The organism is Shinella zoogloeoides (assembly GCF_030733845.1).
GTDB classification, from domain to species: Bacteria; Pseudomonadota; Alphaproteobacteria; order Rhizobiales; family Rhizobiaceae; genus Shinella; species Shinella zoogloeoides_C.
On the sequence record NZ_CP132311.1, the window covers coordinates 1,934,063 to 1,948,756 of the forward strand.

General features: G+C 67.1%; 12 protein-coding genes. 2 read left to right on the plus strand and 10 right to left on the minus strand.

The window, feature by feature from the left end; genetic code table 11:
* Positions 1-39 precede the first annotated feature (39 nt).
* The gene (gene hemN / locus Q9316_RS10685) at positions 40-1,389 is read right to left on the minus strand and encodes an oxygen-independent coproporphyrinogen III oxidase (RefSeq protein ID WP_306035139.1); all 1,350 of its coding nucleotides are present in this window, start codon (positions 1,387-1,389) and stop codon (positions 40-42) included.
* Between the two features lie 208 nt (positions 1,390-1,597).
* On the opposite strand from hemN, the gene Q9316_RS10690 reads away from it, so the two are divergent.
* Positions 1,598-2,323, plus strand: coding sequence for a Crp/Fnr family transcriptional regulator (locus Q9316_RS10690; protein WP_306035140.1), 726 nt, complete (start codon positions 1,598-1,600; stop codon positions 2,321-2,323).
* Between the two features lie 4 nt (positions 2,324-2,327).
* Here the strand turns inward: Q9316_RS10690 and Q9316_RS10695 are convergent, their stop codons facing one another.
* The 7 genes from Q9316_RS10695 to Q9316_RS10725 form a co-directional block, all read right to left on the minus strand.
* The gene (locus Q9316_RS10695; RefSeq protein ID WP_306035141.1) at positions 2,328-2,756 is read right to left on the minus strand and encodes a L,D-transpeptidase; all 429 of its coding nucleotides are present in this window, start codon (positions 2,754-2,756) and stop codon (positions 2,328-2,330) included.
* Between the two features lie 152 nt (positions 2,757-2,908).
* The gene (gene cbiB / locus Q9316_RS10700; protein WP_306035142.1) at positions 2,909-3,889 is read right to left on the minus strand and encodes an adenosylcobinamide-phosphate synthase CbiB; all 981 of its coding nucleotides are present in this window, start codon (positions 3,887-3,889) and stop codon (positions 2,909-2,911) included.
* A gap of 3 nt (positions 3,890-3,892) precedes the next feature.
* A complete protein-coding gene (gene cobD / locus Q9316_RS10705; protein ID WP_306035143.1) occupies positions 3,893-4,900 on the minus strand; it encodes a threonine-phosphate decarboxylase CobD in 1,008 nt (335 codons plus the stop codon).
* Positions 4,897-6,204: a cobyrinate a,c-diamide synthase gene (locus Q9316_RS10710; RefSeq protein ID WP_306035144.1), complete on the minus strand. Its 1,308-nt coding sequence runs from the start codon at positions 6,202-6,204 to the stop codon at positions 4,897-4,899. Before Q9316_RS10710 ends, cobD begins: the two co-directional genes overlap by 4 nt.
* Entirely contained in the window at positions 6,201-7,043 is an 843-nt protein-coding gene (gene cobA / locus Q9316_RS10715) for a uroporphyrinogen-III C-methyltransferase (protein WP_306035145.1), read from the minus strand. The genes Q9316_RS10710 and cobA overlap by 4 nt, the downstream gene beginning before the upstream one ends.
* Positions 7,043-7,519, minus strand: coding sequence for a cobalamin biosynthesis protein (locus Q9316_RS10720; protein ID WP_306035146.1), 477 nt, complete (start codon positions 7,517-7,519; stop codon positions 7,043-7,045). Before Q9316_RS10720 ends, cobA begins: the two co-directional genes overlap by 1 nt.
* A 197-nt stretch (positions 7,520-7,716) precedes the next feature.
* Positions 7,717-8,772 carry a serine hydrolase domain-containing protein gene (locus Q9316_RS10725; RefSeq protein WP_306035147.1) on the minus strand — a complete coding sequence of 352 codons (1,056 nt, stop codon included), beginning with the start codon at positions 8,770-8,772 and terminating at the stop codon, positions 7,717-7,719.
* Positions 8,773-8,937: 165 nt separating this feature from the next.
* On the opposite strand from Q9316_RS10725, the gene Q9316_RS10730 reads away from it, so the two are divergent.
* On the plus strand, positions 8,938-9,723 hold the full coding sequence (locus tag Q9316_RS10730) for a TSUP family transporter (RefSeq protein ID WP_306035148.1): 786 nt from the start codon (positions 8,938-8,940) through the stop codon (positions 9,721-9,723).
* Between the two features lie 3 nt (positions 9,724-9,726).
* Here Q9316_RS10730 and cobO read toward each other — a convergent pair whose 3' ends face one another.
* On the minus strand, positions 9,727-10,368 hold the full coding sequence (gene cobO, locus Q9316_RS10735; protein ID WP_306035149.1) for a cob(I)yrinic acid a,c-diamide adenosyltransferase: 642 nt from the start codon (positions 10,366-10,368) through the stop codon (positions 9,727-9,729).
* 28 nt (positions 10,369-10,396) lie between these two features.
* Positions 10,397-14,473 carry a cobaltochelatase subunit CobN gene (gene cobN, locus Q9316_RS10740; RefSeq protein WP_306035150.1) on the minus strand — a complete coding sequence of 1,359 codons (4,077 nt, stop codon included), beginning with the start codon at positions 14,471-14,473 and terminating at the stop codon, positions 10,397-10,399.
* Positions 14,474-14,694: the final 221 nt, after the last annotated feature.

Genomic DNA, 14,694 nt, shown 5'->3' on the forward strand with positions numbered 1-14,694 from the left:
GCAGCTGTGTTGCGCAAACGACATGGCTGCAACCGACGATCAGACCGCCATGGAATGCCGCCCGCGGCCGCTCGAAAGGTGCGCGTCGAAGACGGCGGCGACGGTGCGCGCGAAGGGCGAGCCCGCCGCCGTCAGCAGGAACCTTTCGCCCTCGATGCGGCAGAGGTCGTCCCGATCGGACGCCGCAAAGCCGCAGGCCTCCGCCCTTATCGTGGCGGCGAAAGCCGGATGACGCGCAGCAAGATCGGCGAACGAGAAACCGAAATCGCACATGATCCTTTCGATCACCCACGCGCGGGCCCGGTCCTCGGCAGTCAGCGCATAGCCGCGCACCACGGCAAGGCCGCCCTCTTCCACCCTACGCAGATATTCGCCGGTCGCCGGCATGTTCTGGAAATAGCCCTGCGGCAACTGGCCGATGGCCGAAGCGCCGAGACCGACCAGGGCATCGGCCTGATCGTCGGTATAGCCCTGGAAGTTGCGGCGCAGCGTTCCGCCACGCGCCGCGGCGGCGAGCCGGTCGGACGGCAGGGCGAAATGGTCGATGCCGATCGCCTCGTAGCCCGCGGCCACCAGCATCTCCGCCGCCATGCGCATCTGCGCGAAACGCGCGACGACGCCCGGCAGCGCCGCCTCGTCGATCATGGTCTGATGCTTCTTCATCCACGGCACATGGGCATAGCCGAAGAGCGCGATGCGATCGGGATTAAGCGAAATGACGGCGCGAACGGTCTGCGCCAGCGTTTCCATGGTCTGGTGCGGCAGCCCATAGAGGATGTCGCAGTTGACCGACCGCACGCCCCGCGCCCGCGCCGCCTCGACCACGCCGCGCGTCTGCTCGAAGGTCTGGATGCGGTTGATCGCGTTCTGGACCGCCGGATCGAAATCCTGGATGCCGAGGCTGGCCCGCGTCATGCCGATGGCGGCCAGCGCATCATGGCGCGCCTCGTCGAGATCGTTCGGGTCCATCTCCACGGAAATCTCGGCGTCCGGCGCAAAAGTGAAACTCCGGTCGAGGCCCTTCTTCAGCGCGATCATGTCGTCCGGCCGCAGCAATGTCGGCGATCCGCCGCCGAAATGCAGCGCCGTCACCGGCACGTCCCGCGAGACACGCTTGCCGACAGCCGAAATTTCGGCGTGAAGGCCCTTGAGATACGCTTCGACCGGCTCGTAGCGCAGCGTCTGCTTGGTATGACAGGCGCAGAACCAGCAGAGACGGTCGCAATAGGGAATGTGCGCATAGAGCGACAGGCGATTCTCCCGCCCGAGCAGGCCGAGCCATTGCGCATAGGCCTCCGCGCCGACGCTCTCGCTGAAATGCGGGGCGGTCGGGTAGCTCGTATAGCGCGGTACCGGCGATGAAAGGCGTTCGACGAGGGCGTCCTGCATGGGTCTCTCCTTGCTCGGAAGAGAAATAACCTCGAAACGATCCCCGCCATTTGATTTTGATCAAGTGAAAGCCCGAAGGAGTGCGCTACGATTTGACAATAGTCAGGAAGCGCTATTTTGCCGCGAGGCGGCACGCTTTATGTTCAAGCCTGCGTGCGATAGCACGGCATTGTTGCGCCGTCGGTACGGGGCGAAGGGGAAAGCCGATATGGAAGTTCGCCGCCAAGATATCCATAATTCCGACATTCCGCTTGTCTGCCGGGCCTGCGAGGCCCGCCATGGCGGCGTATGCGGCGCACTGACCGCCGAACAGCTGACCGAGCTTAACAAGCACTCCTCGCGCCACCGGCTGGATAGCGGCGCCGAGGTGATCGGCCAGGGCGAGACGGTGGTGAACTATTCCAACATCATGCGCGGCGTGGTGAAGCTGACGAAGGTGATGGCGGACGGCCGCCAGCAGATCGTCGGCCTGCAGTTCGCACCCGATTTCCTCGGCCGCCCGTTCCTCGAAGAAAGCGCGATAACCGCGGAAGCGGCGACCGAAAGCGAAGTCTGCAACTTCCCGCGCAACGTGCTCGACCGCCTCGTCAAGCGCACGCCGGAACTCGGGCTCACGCTGCATCGTCAGGCGCTGAAGGAGCTGGACGAAGCGCGCGACTGGATGCTGACGCTCGGCCGCAAGACGGCGCAGGAGAAGGTGGCGAGCTTCCTCTACCTCATCGCCACCCATATCGACCCGGAAAGCGTCGACATGTCGACCTTCGACCTGCCGCTTTCGCGTGCCGACATCGCCGATTTCCTCGGGCTGACGATCGAGACCGTCAGCCGCCAGTTCACCAAGCTGCGCAAGGAAAACGTCATCCGCATCGAGAACAACCGGCACGTCACGGTTCCCGACATGGACCGGCTGATGCGTTACGCCGGCAACGACTGACCTTCTACCGCGTGATGACGATGCGCGTGTTGGAAAGGCCGTTGCGGTTCGCCAGCTGGAAGAACGTCGCCGCATTGGACGGGTGAAGGCGAACGCAGCCGTGCGAGGCGGGGCGGCCGAGACGCTTGGTCTCGTAGGTCGCGTGCACGGCATAGCCGCCCTTGAAGAAGATCGCGAAGGGCATCGGCGCGTTGTTGTACTTGCGCGAACGGTGGTTGCGCGACGCCCATTTCGCCGACCAGCTCCCCGTCGGCGTGCCGTAGCCCCTGCGGCCAGTCGACACCGACCAGCGATGTTTTACCACGCCGTTCTGAGTAACGATCATGGTTTGCGAAGAAAGGCTGACCCTCGCCACGAGATTGGCGGAAAGAGCCGCCTGCGTCTGGAACAATACAAGAAGCAATGCGACAGCCGTCGCAAACAAGGTGCGCATGATTACCCCTCTATTCGATCGTGCATGGCTTGAACGCCACGTCTCACGGCGAGACAGAGTATAGACGTTTCAGCCTTCCGCAATATTGACGGGGGTGGCGAAAAGAAAACGAAGTTAAGCTGTAAAATTTTAGTTACCGGGCAGCGCGGCGATCAAAGCAAAGCGGACAGCAATGCTGCGAGCAGGACCGAAGCGGCAAGAGCAGCGCAAGCGAGGGAGAAGATGCGAAGCGACAGGTCTATGTCGGCAAGCGTCGCGACGGTGCGGCCGCTGGCATTCATCATCGGCTCGTCGACGCGCGCGCCACCATAGATGCGCGGGCCGGCAAGGCCGATGCCGAGCGCGCCGGCCATCGCCGCTTCCGGCCAGCCGGAATTGGGCGAACGGTGCAGGCCCGCATCGCGCAGGGCCGTACCGATGGAAAGGCGCGCCGCCGCCCTGCCCTTCGCGGCGCATGCGCCGGCGGCGATGAAGAGGATGGAGAGACGGGCGGCCGGCCAGTTGGCGAGATCGTCGAGACGGGCGGAGGCCCAGCCGAAATCAAGATACTTCGTGTTCTTGTGGCCGATCATCGAATCGGCCGTGTTCAGCATCTTGTAGGCGAAGAGGCCCGGCAGGCCGAACAGGGCGTACCAGAAGGCCGGCGCGACCACCCCGTCGGAAAAGTTTTCCGCAAGGCTCTCGATGCCGGCGCGGCAGACCGCCGGCTCGTCCAGCGTCGCCGGGTCGCGGCCGACGATCATCGACACCGCCCGCCGCCCGCCGTCGAGGCCGCCCTGCCTGAGGCCGGCCGAGACGGCACGCACATGGTCGTGCAGGCTTTTCTGGGCAAGGAAGACGGCGACGATGGCGACTTCGATGAGCGCGCCAACGATCCCGAGCGGCGCGAAAAGCCGGTGCAGGACGAAGCCGAGGAAAATGCTGGCGGCCAGCAGCACGGCGATGCCTGCGGCACCGTTGAAGCGCTTGGTATCGGCCGAAAGGCGCTTGTCGTTGAAGAGCCTGTCCATCAGGCCGATCGCCCTGCCGAACAGCACGACCGGATGCGGCACGCGCCGCCAGAGCCGATCCGGATCGCCGACGAGGCGGTCGAGCACAAGCGCGAGGAACAGGATGAAAAGCGTCTCGGTCATCGTTCAGCCCACCACGTCGGCAAGCGCCTCGGCAAGCCTTGCATCCGCCGCCCGATCCGGCGCGAGACCGAAGCGCAGCCAGCCTGGATTATAGTCGAAAGGACGCACGAGGATATGGCGGCGGCAAAGGCCTTCGTGAATGGCCGCTGCGTCAGGGCTCTCCACCAGCGAGAACAGCCCGGTGCCGCCGACGACCGTAAGCCCCACGTCGCGAAGCGCCGCATCGAGCGCCGCCTTGCGCTCCGCGATGGCAAGACGAATGCCCGAGGTATCGGACGCCATGAGTTTCGCCGCGATCGTCAAGGCGGGACCGGAGACGGCCCAGGGGCCGAGGCCATCCTCGATGTGCTCCAGAACCGCCGTCTCGCCGATCACGAAACCGAGCCGCAGGCCGGCGAGGCCGAAGAACTTGCCGAAGGAGCGGAAGACGAGGAGCCCCGGCATGCCATCGCCCGCCAGCGGCGCGATGCAATTCTGCGGCTGCATGTCGCCAAAGGCCTCGTCGACGACGAGAAGACCATCCTGCGCGGACACGCGGGCGTGGAGAGCGAGCAATTCATTCGGGGCGAAGAGCCGTCCGTCCGGGTTGTTCGGATTGACCACGACGACGAGGCCATGCGCCGCGGTCACCTCGTCAAGGTGGGAGATTTGATCCACCGCCACGCCGGCATTGCCGAGCACCCGGGCATATTCGCCATAGGTGGGAACGAGCACGGCGGCGCGGCGGCCGGCGGCCACGAGACGCGGCAGGAGCTGGATGACGGACTGCGTGCCCGGAACGGGAAGCGGCAAGGCGTTCGTCGTGCCGTAGTAGCGGGCGGCGGCGGCTCGGGCGGCATCCTGGCGGTGGCGGTCCGGCAGGCGGTGCCAGGCCGCGACATCCACGTCGGGAACGGCGACGGGATTGGGGTTGATGCCGGTGGAAAGGTCCAGCCAGTCCTCCGGCCGGCCGCCGAAGCGCGCGGCAGCGGCGGCAATGCCGCCGCCATGGACGATGCGCGGCGCGCTCATGCCGCCTCCGGCGCAAGATCGATGAGGTGCATGTAGGAGCCGCTGACATTGCCGCGGCGAAGGCCGGCTTCGCCGAGATCCTCGCCCATCGCATCGGTGACGGCGAAGAGGCGGTCAGCCTCCCCCTCGTGCACGACCGTCGAATAGTGGAATTCGTGCGCGGTCATCGGCGCGGCGAAGCCGGAGCCCGAAAGCGGCGTGACGCAGCGGTAGCCGAGATGGCGGCGGCGCTCGGCAAAACTGGTGACGAGCGGCAGGAGGCCAAGCATGCCGTAGCGCGAGCCATCCGCCGCGATCAGCGCTTCCCCCAGAGTCATGTAGCCCCCGCATTCGCCATAGATGCGCCCCCCGCGGCGCGCCGCCTCCGCGATGCCTAAGCGGAATCGGCCGGCATTGGCAAGGGTCGCGGCGTGCAGCTCTGGGTATCCGCCCGGCAGGTAGATGGCATCGGCATCGGCGGCAGGCGCCTCGTCGGCCAGCGGCGAGAAGAAGGACAGGTTCGCCCCTGCCCCGCGCCAGCCCATCAGCAGGTGCTCGTAGGTGAAGGCGAAGGCCTGGTCCTGCGCGATCGCGATGCGCTGGCCAAGCGGCGGCAGGCTTGGGGCGGGCGAAGCCGGTGGCTGCTCGCCGCGGGTCGCCGCTACCGAGACGAGACGGTCGAGGTTGCAGCAAAGTGTCACGACCTCCGCCGCATGGGCGATGAAGGATTCGAGCCGTCCGTGCTCGCCGGCCTGCACGAGGCCGAGATGGCGCTCCGGCAGGGCGAGCGCCGGATCGCTCCCCAGAACGCCGAAAATCTCGATGCCGCTCGCCTCCAGCGCGCCGCGCAGCATCGCCTCATGCCTGGCGCTGCCGACCTTGTTCAGGATGGCGCCGGCCACGCGGACATCGCCGCGAAAGTCCGTATAGCCCTTCACCAGCGCGGCGACGGACTGGGACATGCGGCTGCAATCGACGACGAGCACGACCGGCAGGCCGAGCGTCGCCGCAAGGTCGGCCGGCGCGCCGGTGCCGTCGGCGGCGCCGTCGAAGAGGCCCATCATGGCCTCGACCAGCAGAAAATCCCCCTCGCCGCCCTGGATGGCGGCATTCGCGCGGATGAGGTCCGGGCGCATCGCCCAGGGATCGTAGTTGAGGCAGGGCTTGCGGCTGGCGGCGGCGTGGAAGGCCGGGTCGATATAGTCCGGCCCCGCCTTGCCCGAGACGAGCCGCACGCCGGCATCGGCGAGCGCCCGCGCGAGGCCGAGCGTCACCGTCGTCTTGCCCGAGCCCGACGCGGGCGCGGCGATGAGCAATCCGCTCATGCCGGATCCTTCATTTCACGCGCGCCGAACGGATCGGGCGCGAGCTTGCGGCCCTCGGTCAGCGCGCCGAGCCAATCGAGCGAGGCGCGCAACCGCACGACCTCGCCGACGACGACGATGGCCGGCGGCTCGATGCCGGCAGCCTCGACATCCGCCTCGGCGCGGGCGAGCGTCGTTTCCAGCACCTGCTGCTCTGCGGTGGCCGCATTGCAGACGAACGCGACCGGCTCGTCCGGCGAACGGCCGCCGGCGATGAGGTTGGCGGCGATCTGGCCGATATGCTTCATCGCCATGTACATGACGATGACGGGCGAACCCTTGGCGATGCCCTCCCAGTTGATGCGGTCGGGCACGAGGCCGGAGGAATCGTGGCCGGTCAGGAAGGTGACGGCGTGGTTGACCTCACGGTGCGTCACCGGGATGCCGGCATAGGCGAGCCCACCGATGCCGGCCGTGATGCCCGGCACGATGCGGAAGGGAATGCCGTGCTCGATCAGCGTCAGCGCCTCCTCGCCGCCGCGCCCGAAGACGAAGGGATCGCCCCCCTTCAGGCGGAGCACCCGGTGGCCGGCATGCGCCAGCTCGACCAGCCGCAGTGAAATGTCCCGCTGCTTGCTCGAGGGTTTCCCGCCGCGCTTCCCGGCAAATTCCAGCGCGGCGCCGGGCCGGGCCAGCGACAGGCATTCGGCATTGACCAGCGCGTCATGCACGATGACATCGGCCTGCTGCAGCGCGTGGGCGGCGTGCAGCGTCAGGAGCCCCGGATCGCCCGGCCCCGCGCCGACGAGCCAGACACTGCCTTTTTCCATCGGCGGAAGATTGGAGAACAGGGCGTGCATCAGGCGTGCTCCCGGCATGAATCAGACTGCGAAGAGGCGGAATCACCTCCGGAGGAAACGGTTGCAAGCACTTGAAACGATTCGGCGAGCGCCGCCGTGGCATGGGCGGATTTCGTCTTCTCGACGACAAGCCGCCCGCCCGCACCCGCCTGCACCAGCGCCGCCGCTTCGGCAACGCCGTGGCAACCCGTATGGGCGAAGACGAGGTCGGAAGGATTGGCCAGGCGTGGCGTCTCGGCTTCGAGCCGGGCGGCCGGAAAGGTCACCAGCGGCACGGAGAAATGCCGCGCGACGGCCCGCATGGCCGGCTCCTCGGCGCGCACGTCCAGCGTCGCGACGAAGGCGACGTCCTGTGGGTGCACGAGGATGGATGTAGCGAGCGCGATAAGTTCGGCGGGGGGCGTGCCGCGTTCGCAGCCAAGGCCAAGGACGAGCGCTCGTCGTCCGGAATCAGATGATGGGGCCTCGGCGCGCATGAGCGGTCTCTCGCAAAATTCCACGCGAAAGAGCCCGGCCTTGCCGTTTCCGACAGTTCCGGATGAAGCCCCTCTGGGTCAGCCGCACCGGACACCGCTCGGCCCGCCTGGGGCACCGTCGCGATCTTCTTAGTAGCGGAGGGCGCAAGGCCGGTCAAACCGGATTGCGGCATGCACCGTGCCGGATGCGGCAAGCCCTATTGCGGGCTGAGATTGGCAAGCACGATCTCGCGCCAGATACGCGTCGGCGACACCCAGGCTTCCTGCGCATTGTAGTTGCCGGAGAAGACGACGCAGGCGACATCCGCCTCCGGCATCAGCCAGAGCCGCTGACCGCCATTGCCGAAACCGGCCATCCACGGCCGCGTCCTGCCCAAAGCCGGCGCCTCGCCCAGGAACCAGAAACAGCCATAGCCGAGGCCGTCTTCCGTCGAGACGGCAGGCGCGAGCGACCGTGTGATCCACGCCTGCGACACGATCCGCCGCCCGCCCGCAAGGCCGCCTTCCAGTACCAGACGGCCGATCCGCAGCAGATCGCGCGGGGTCAGGCGAAGCCCGGAGGCGGGCGAAGCGACGCCGTCCGCGCCGCTCATCCACTCGAAATGCGCGATGCCGAGCGGTTCGAACAGCGCCTCGCGGGCGAAATCCTCGATGCGCCGGCCGCTGCCGCGCTCGATGATCGCGCCCACCAGCGCCGTCGCGCCGCCGGAATAGACCCATCGCGTGCCGGGCGCGTGCACGACCGGCTGCTCCAGCACGAAGCGATAGCGATCCGGCGCATTTTCCATCGCGATCTCGCTGTTCAGCGGATCGGCATAGGAGCGGTACTCGTCCCAATCGAGGCCGAGCGTCATGGTCAGCGCATGGGCGATCGTCAGGCCCGCCCGCGCCGGATCCGCCGCAAGGTCGGGATATTCGGGAAACTGCGCCAGAAGAGGCGCTTCGGGCGGCGGAACGAGGCCGCGGTCGAGCGCGATGCCGTAGAGCAGGCTGACCACGCTCTTCGTCACCGAGCGCAGGTCGTGCAGCGTGCCGGTATCGAAGGACACCGTGCCGAGCGGCATGCCCCAGCTCTCGTCCGGCGCCGTACGGTAGTGCTCCAGCACCAGCCTGCCGCCGCGGCTGACCAGCACCGAATGGACATCGCGCAAAAGGCCGGCCTCTATGCCGGCAAGGAGCTTTCGCTCCAGCCCCGGATCGAAACCCGCATCCGTCGCCGCCACGGTCTCCCATTCGCCGCCCGTTGTCGCCATCCTGCCCTCTCCCTTGCCGCGATATCCTATAAGCCGGTGATGTGCTTGTTTGATCCGTGTTGCGCATCCGGCGCAAGAGCCTCACGAGGCGTGGCGGGCTTTGCTTTTGCCGCGCAGTCTGACAGAAGGGCGCCAGTCCCCTTTCTCGCTCCCCCGAGTCCCGCCTTGGCCGATATCGCCCTTCACATCCTGTTCTTCCTGTTCCTGGCCGCCTTTATCGCCGGCTTCATCGATTCCATTGCGGGCGGCGGCGGCATGATCACCATTCCGGCGATGCTGATCGCCGGCATTCCGCCGCTGGAAACGCTCGGCACCAACAAGCTGCAATCGCTGTTCGGCTCGGGTTCGGCCACGCTCGCCTATGCCCGCGCCGGCCATGTGCGGCTCGCCGAGCAATTGCCGATGGCCGCGCTTTCGGCACTCGGCGGCGTCTTCGGTGCCCTGCTGGCGACCGTGGTGCCCGGCGATGTGCTGAAAGCGATCCTGCCCTTCCTGCTGGTGGCGATCGCCATCTATTTCGGGCTGAAGCCGAATGTCGGCGACGTCGACAAACACCGCCGCATGAGCGTCTTCCTCTTCACCGTCACCATCGTGCCGGCCATCGGCTTCTATGACGGCGTGTTCGGCCCCGGCACCGGCTCGTTCTTCATGCTGGCCTTCATAACGCTCGCCGGCTTCGGTGTGCTGAAGGCGACAGCGCACACCAAGCTCCTGAACTTCGGCTCCAATGCCGGCTCGTTCATCGTCTTCCTCCTCTACGGCGTCGTGCTGTGGAAGGTCGGCCTTGTCATGGGCGCGGGCCAGTTCCTCGGCGCGCAGGCCGGATCGCGCGTTGCCATGAAGGTCGGCGCGAAGGTCATCAAGCCGCTCCTCGTCGTCACCTCGATCGCCCTTGCCATCCGCCTGATGGCCGATCCGAGCCATCCCTTGCGGGTCTGGCTCGGCTGGTAAAACTCAGTATTCCACGCCTTGCTGGGCCTTGATGCCCGAGCGGAACGGGTGCTTCAGGAGCTCCATCTCCGTCGCGAGGTCGGCGATCTCGATCAGCTCTTCCTTGGCGTTGCGCCCCGTCAGCACGACATGGGTCATGTGCGGCTTTTCGGTCTTGAGGAAGTCGATCACCTCGTTGACGTCGATATAGTCGTAGCGCAGCGCGATGTTGATCTCGTCGAGCAGCACCATGGAGTTGCGCTCGTCGCGGATGAGTTCCTTCGCCTTTTCCCAGGCCTTCTCGGCCATCGCCACGTCGCGGGCGCGGTCCTGCGTTTCCCAGGTGAAGCCTTCGCCCAGGGTGTAGAACTGGCAGAGATCGGCAAAATGCGCCTCGATGAGGTCGCGCTCGCCCGTCACCATGGCGCCCTTGATGAACTGCACGACGGCACAGGGCTTCTTGTGCGCGATATGGCGGAAGATCATGCCGAAGCCGGCGGTCGACTTGCCCTTGCCCTTGCCGGTATGGACGATGACAAGGCCCTTCTCGTCCGTCTTCGTCGCCATGATTTTCTCGCGCGCCTGCTTCTTCTTGGCCATCTTCTCCGAATGGCGGGCGAGCTCGGCTTCGCTCATGCCGGCGGTTTCGTCGTGGTTGTCGCTCATGTCTCTTCCCTTCGATGCTGATTGCCTGTCATGAGGCCCTGCGCCTGCCGAGCATGTCCAGCTCGAAACGTGCGGAATTGGAGCGGGGCGTCCAAAGGCCGCGGTCGATCGCCTCGCCGAAGCGCGCCGCCATTTCGGCGAGCGCCGCCGGGTTCTTCTCCATGAGGAAGGCGCGCACGCGCTCGTCCAGCACATAGGCCTGGTAGGCGGCTTCGAAATGATGGTCCTTCACCGCGCCGGTCGTGGCGGCGAAGGCGAACATGAAATCGACCGTCGCGGCGATCTCGAAGGCGCCCTTGTAGCCATGGCGCATGACGCCGTCGATCCATTTCGGATTGACCACCCGGGCGCGCACGACGCGGCCGATCTCGTCCTCCAGCGTGCGCACGACCGGCTTTTCCGGCCGCGACAGGTCGTTGTGGTAGACGGTGGGCTGCCGGCCGGAAAGGTGTTCCGCCGCCGCCGCCATGCCGCCCTCGAACTGGTAATATTCGTCGCTGTCGAGCAGGTCGTGCTCGCGGCTGTCCTGGTTCTGGATGACCGCCTGAAGGCTCCTCATGCGCGCCTCCAGGCGCTCGCGCATCGGCACGGCGTCACTTGTCCCGTCATAAGCATGCGCGCCCCAGGCGAGCCAGGCCTCGGCGAGGTCGCCGCGCTCGCTCCACAGGCCCTCGTCCATCATGGTCTGGAGGCCGGCGCCGTAGCCGCCGGTTTTCGCACCGAAGACGCGGAAGCCCGCCTGCCTCGCCGCCTCCACATCGGATGCCCCCTTTGCCGCCAGAGCCGCCGCCTCCGCCCGCATGCGCGCGGCGATGGGGTTGTCGGCATCGTCCTCGTCCAGTGCCCCGACGGCGCGCACCGCGCGGTCGAAGAGGGCGATCTGCTCCGGGAAGGCATCGCGGAAGAAGCCGGAAATGCGCAGCGTCACATCGACACGGGGATGGCGAAGCACGGCCGGCGGAATGATCTCGAAGCCGGTAACGCGGCGCGAGGCCATGTCCCAGGTCGGCTTGACGCCGATCAGCGCCATGGCCTGCGCGATGTCGTCGCCGCCGGTGCGCATGTTGGAGGTGCCCCAGGCGGTGATGCCGAAGGAGGTCGGCCATTCGCCGTGATCCTGCGCATAGCGCATGACGATGAGCTCGGCGGATTTTTTCCCGAGTTCCCAGGCGGCCGGCGTCGGCACGGCGCGGCTGTCGACGGAGTAGAAATTGCGCCCCGTCGGCAGCACGTCCGGCCGACCGCGCGTCGGCGCGCCGGAGGGGCCGGGCTCGATGAAGCGCCCGTCGAGACCGCGTATCAGCGCGGCGATCTCTGCCGGACCGCAGGCGGCGATGGCGGGGCGGATCGTCGTGTCGATCGTATCGAGCACGGCGCGGGTGGCGTGCCAGTCGTCCGGGCAGGCCAGCGTTCCATCCACCAGTCCGGCCGCCAGCAATTCGATGCGCTCCACCGTGTCGCCGTTGCTGCGCCAGGGGGCATCGGACTGGTTCGCGAGGATGTGCGGGCGCGGGCCGGACCATGGATCGGAGGCGACGCAGTCGAGGGGGTCAAAGGCGTGCCAGAGGTTACCCCCCTCTGGCCTGCCGGCCATCTCCCCCTCAAGGGGGGAGATCGATGCGGATGCGGTTTCCCGCCCAAGCGCAGGTTCCGAGGGTATGGAAAGCTCCGGCGTCTTGCCAATCTCCCCCCCTGAGGGGGAGATGCCCGGCAGGGCAGAGGGGGGTGCTGCCGCGAACGCATCCGCCGCAATCGCCCGCTGCAGGCTCGCTTCGCCGCCCTCGCCAAGGCCGCGCGGCACGCGGGCGAGCGCGACGGTCAGGTCGGTGAGCAGCCGTCCCTCGGGCGAGACGCCGAAGACGTGCAGGCCGTCGCGAATCTGCATTTCCTTGAGGTCGCAGAGATAGGCGTCGAGCTTTTGCAGCGCCGCCTCCTCGCCATCGGTTTTCGCGATGCCGGCGTCGCTGTCGAGGCCGATGTCGCGCACGAGGTCGAGGATCTGCTTCGAAAGCAGCTTGATCCGGCGCGGGTCGCCGCCGGAGGCCTCGTAATATTCGTCGACCAGCGCTTCGAGGTCCTTCAGCGGCCCGTAGGTTTCCGCGCGCGTCAGCGGCGGCGTCAGGTGGTCGATGATGACGGCGGCGGAGCGGCGCTTGGCCTGCGTGCCCTCGCCCGGATCGTTGACGATGAACGGGTAGAGATGTGGCACCGGTCCGAGCACGGCTTCCGGATAACAGGCTTCAGACAGCGCCAGCGCCTTGCCGGGCAGCCATTCGAGATTGCCGTGCTTGCCCATGTGCACGATGGCATGCGCGCCGTAGCGCTGCCGCAGGAAGGCGTAGAAGGCGAGGTAGCCGTGCGGCGGCACGAGATCGGGCGAGTGATAGCTATCCTTCGGATCGATATTATAGCCGCGCGCCGGCTGGATGCCGACCAGCGTCTCGCCGAAGCGGGCGAGCGGCAGGGCGAAAACCTCGCCGGCAACGAAGGGATCGTCTTCCGGCGCCCCCCAGCGGGCAACCATCTCCTCCTGAATCGACATGGGAAGCGCGGCGAAGAAGGCCTTGTATTCGCTCAGCGAAAGCGTCTCGCGGATTTCCCGTCCGTCGCTCGCCGCATTGGTCGGCCCGGCCATCAGGTGGGCGATCAGTTCGTCGCCGTCCGCCGGCAGGTCGGAGACCGCATAGCCTTCCGCCGCCATGGCGCGCAGCACTTCCATCGTGCCGGCCGGCGTATCGAGCCCGACGCCGTTGCCGAGCCGGCCGTCGCGGTTGGGATAGTTGGCCATGACGAGGGCGATGCGGCGCTCCCGCGGTGTCGCGCGCCGCAGCCGCGCCCAGCCGGCGGCGAGCTTCGCGACGAAGCGGATGCGATCCTCGACCGGATCGAGGCTGACGATGTTGGTCTCGACGCGCTCGTCGTAGCGCGCGGCGGCCTTGAAGGAGACGGCGCGGGAGAGCACGCGGCCATCGACCTCGGGGAGCGAAACGTTCATGCCTAGGTCGCGCGCCGTCAACCCCTGTCCGGACGCCTCCCAGGCCTCACGCGACGAGCCGGAGAAGATGACCTGCAGCACCGGCGAACCGGTCTCGTCGAGCACCGTCGGCTTGCGGCCGGCGCCGGGGGCGGACACGGCGAAGCTCGTGGCGTTCAGCACGATTTCCGGGCGGATGTCCGCGAAGGCGGTACGGACCGTCTCGATGGAAAAGGGATCCTTGAGGCTGGACACGAAGAGCGGCAAGGCTCGAATGCCCTCGGCGGCAAGCGCCTCGATCAGCATTTCGACAGGACGTGTTTCGCCGCTCTGGACATAAGCGCGGTAGAAGCAGATGGCGGCCGTGGGGATACCCCCCTCTGCCCTGCCGGGCATCTCCCCCTCAAGGGGGGAGATCGCTGAGGATATGGTTTCCTTCCCATCTTCGGCGAATACAGACGGTTCGAAGCTGGAAGACGATGGAGACTTGCCAATCTCCCCCCCTGAGGGGGAGATGTCCGGCAGGACAGAGGAGGGTGTCCCGGCACGCGCCAGCCTCTTCCATTCGCCGGCGTCCACGACACCGTGCCCCGGCCACCAGATGCCGGCCTTGTCGAGCGGCGTCGCGGGCTCCGGCTTGTCGCTCGCGAAGACCACGGCATCCACATAGGCGAGGAAGCGGTCCGCATTGTCCGCCCCGCCCTCGTTCAGATAGGCCCAGAGGCGCTGGCGATCCTCGTCGCCGATGCGGTTGAAGGGGATCAGTCCCTCGTCCGGCCGGTCATCGCCGGGCAGCGCGACGAGCTTGATGCCGTGGGCGACGGCCGTCGCCAGCAGCGCCTCCAGCACGTAGCGGAAATAGCTGGCGCCGCCGAGGGCGCGGATGACGATGAGTTTGGCGTGACGGGCCGTGCGCTCGATATAGGTATCGACCGACATCGGATGAGACAGCGTCGCGAGGCTGGCGAGGCGCAGGCGCGTCCCTCCGCCGCGCGCGCGATGGGCGGCGGCGATGGCGGCAAGCTCCGTGTCGGCAGCGGACAGGAAGAGGATGTCACCCGGCGTCTGGCCGAGATCGATCGCCTCCTTGCCGTCGGCGATCGTACCTTTCTGGGCTAGCAGGAGGTGCATGGGGCGCCTCCCCACTGCGGGCGACAACACGCCATCGTGATGCTCGGCAAGGCCGGCATACCCCCCTCTGGCCTGCCGGCCATCTCCCCCTCAAGGGGGGAGATTGGATGGAGCATCGTTTCGCCCCGCCTTGACGCTACCTTTTGAATGAAGCTTTTGCCTCTTGCCGATCTCCCCCCTTGAGGGGGAGATGGCCGGCAGGCCAGAGGGGGGTGCCACGA

Excerpts from the sequence above, each read along its gene's own strand:
- Q9316_RS10710 (WP_306035144.1), bottom strand. The coding sequence starts at position 6,204 with ATGAGCGGATTGCTCATCGCCGCGCCCGCGTCGGGCTCGGGCAAGACG.
- cobN (WP_306035150.1), bottom strand. The coding sequence starts at position 14,473 with ATGCACCTCCTGCTAGCCCAGAAAGGTACGATCGCCGACGGCAAGGAG.
- cobA (WP_306035145.1), bottom strand. The coding sequence starts at position 7,043 with ATGCACGCCCTGTTCTCCAATCTTCCGCCGATGGAAAAAGGCAGTGTC.
- Q9316_RS10725 (WP_306035147.1), bottom strand. The coding sequence starts at position 8,772 with ATGGCGACAACGGGCGGCGAATGGGAGACCGTGGCGGCGACGGATGCG.
- Q9316_RS10690 (WP_306035140.1), top strand. The coding sequence starts at position 1,598 with ATGGAAGTTCGCCGCCAAGATATCCATAATTCCGACATTCCGCTTGTC.
- cbiB (WP_306035142.1), bottom strand. The coding sequence starts at position 3,889 with ATGACCGAGACGCTTTTCATCCTGTTCCTCGCGCTTGTGCTCGACCGC.
- hemN (WP_306035139.1), bottom strand. The coding sequence starts at position 1,389 with ATGCAGGACGCCCTCGTCGAACGCCTTTCATCGCCGGTACCGCGCTAT.
- cobO (WP_306035149.1), bottom strand. The coding sequence starts at position 10,368 with ATGAGCGACAACCACGACGAAACCGCCGGCATGAGCGAAGCCGAGCTC.
- Q9316_RS10720 (WP_306035146.1), bottom strand. The coding sequence starts at position 7,519 with ATGCGCGCCGAGGCCCCATCATCTGATTCCGGACGACGAGCGCTCGTC.
- cobD (WP_306035143.1), bottom strand. The coding sequence starts at position 4,900 with ATGAGCGCGCCGCGCATCGTCCATGGCGGCGGCATTGCCGCCGCTGCC.
- Q9316_RS10695 (WP_306035141.1), bottom strand. The coding sequence starts at position 2,756 with ATGCGCACCTTGTTTGCGACGGCTGTCGCATTGCTTCTTGTATTGTTC.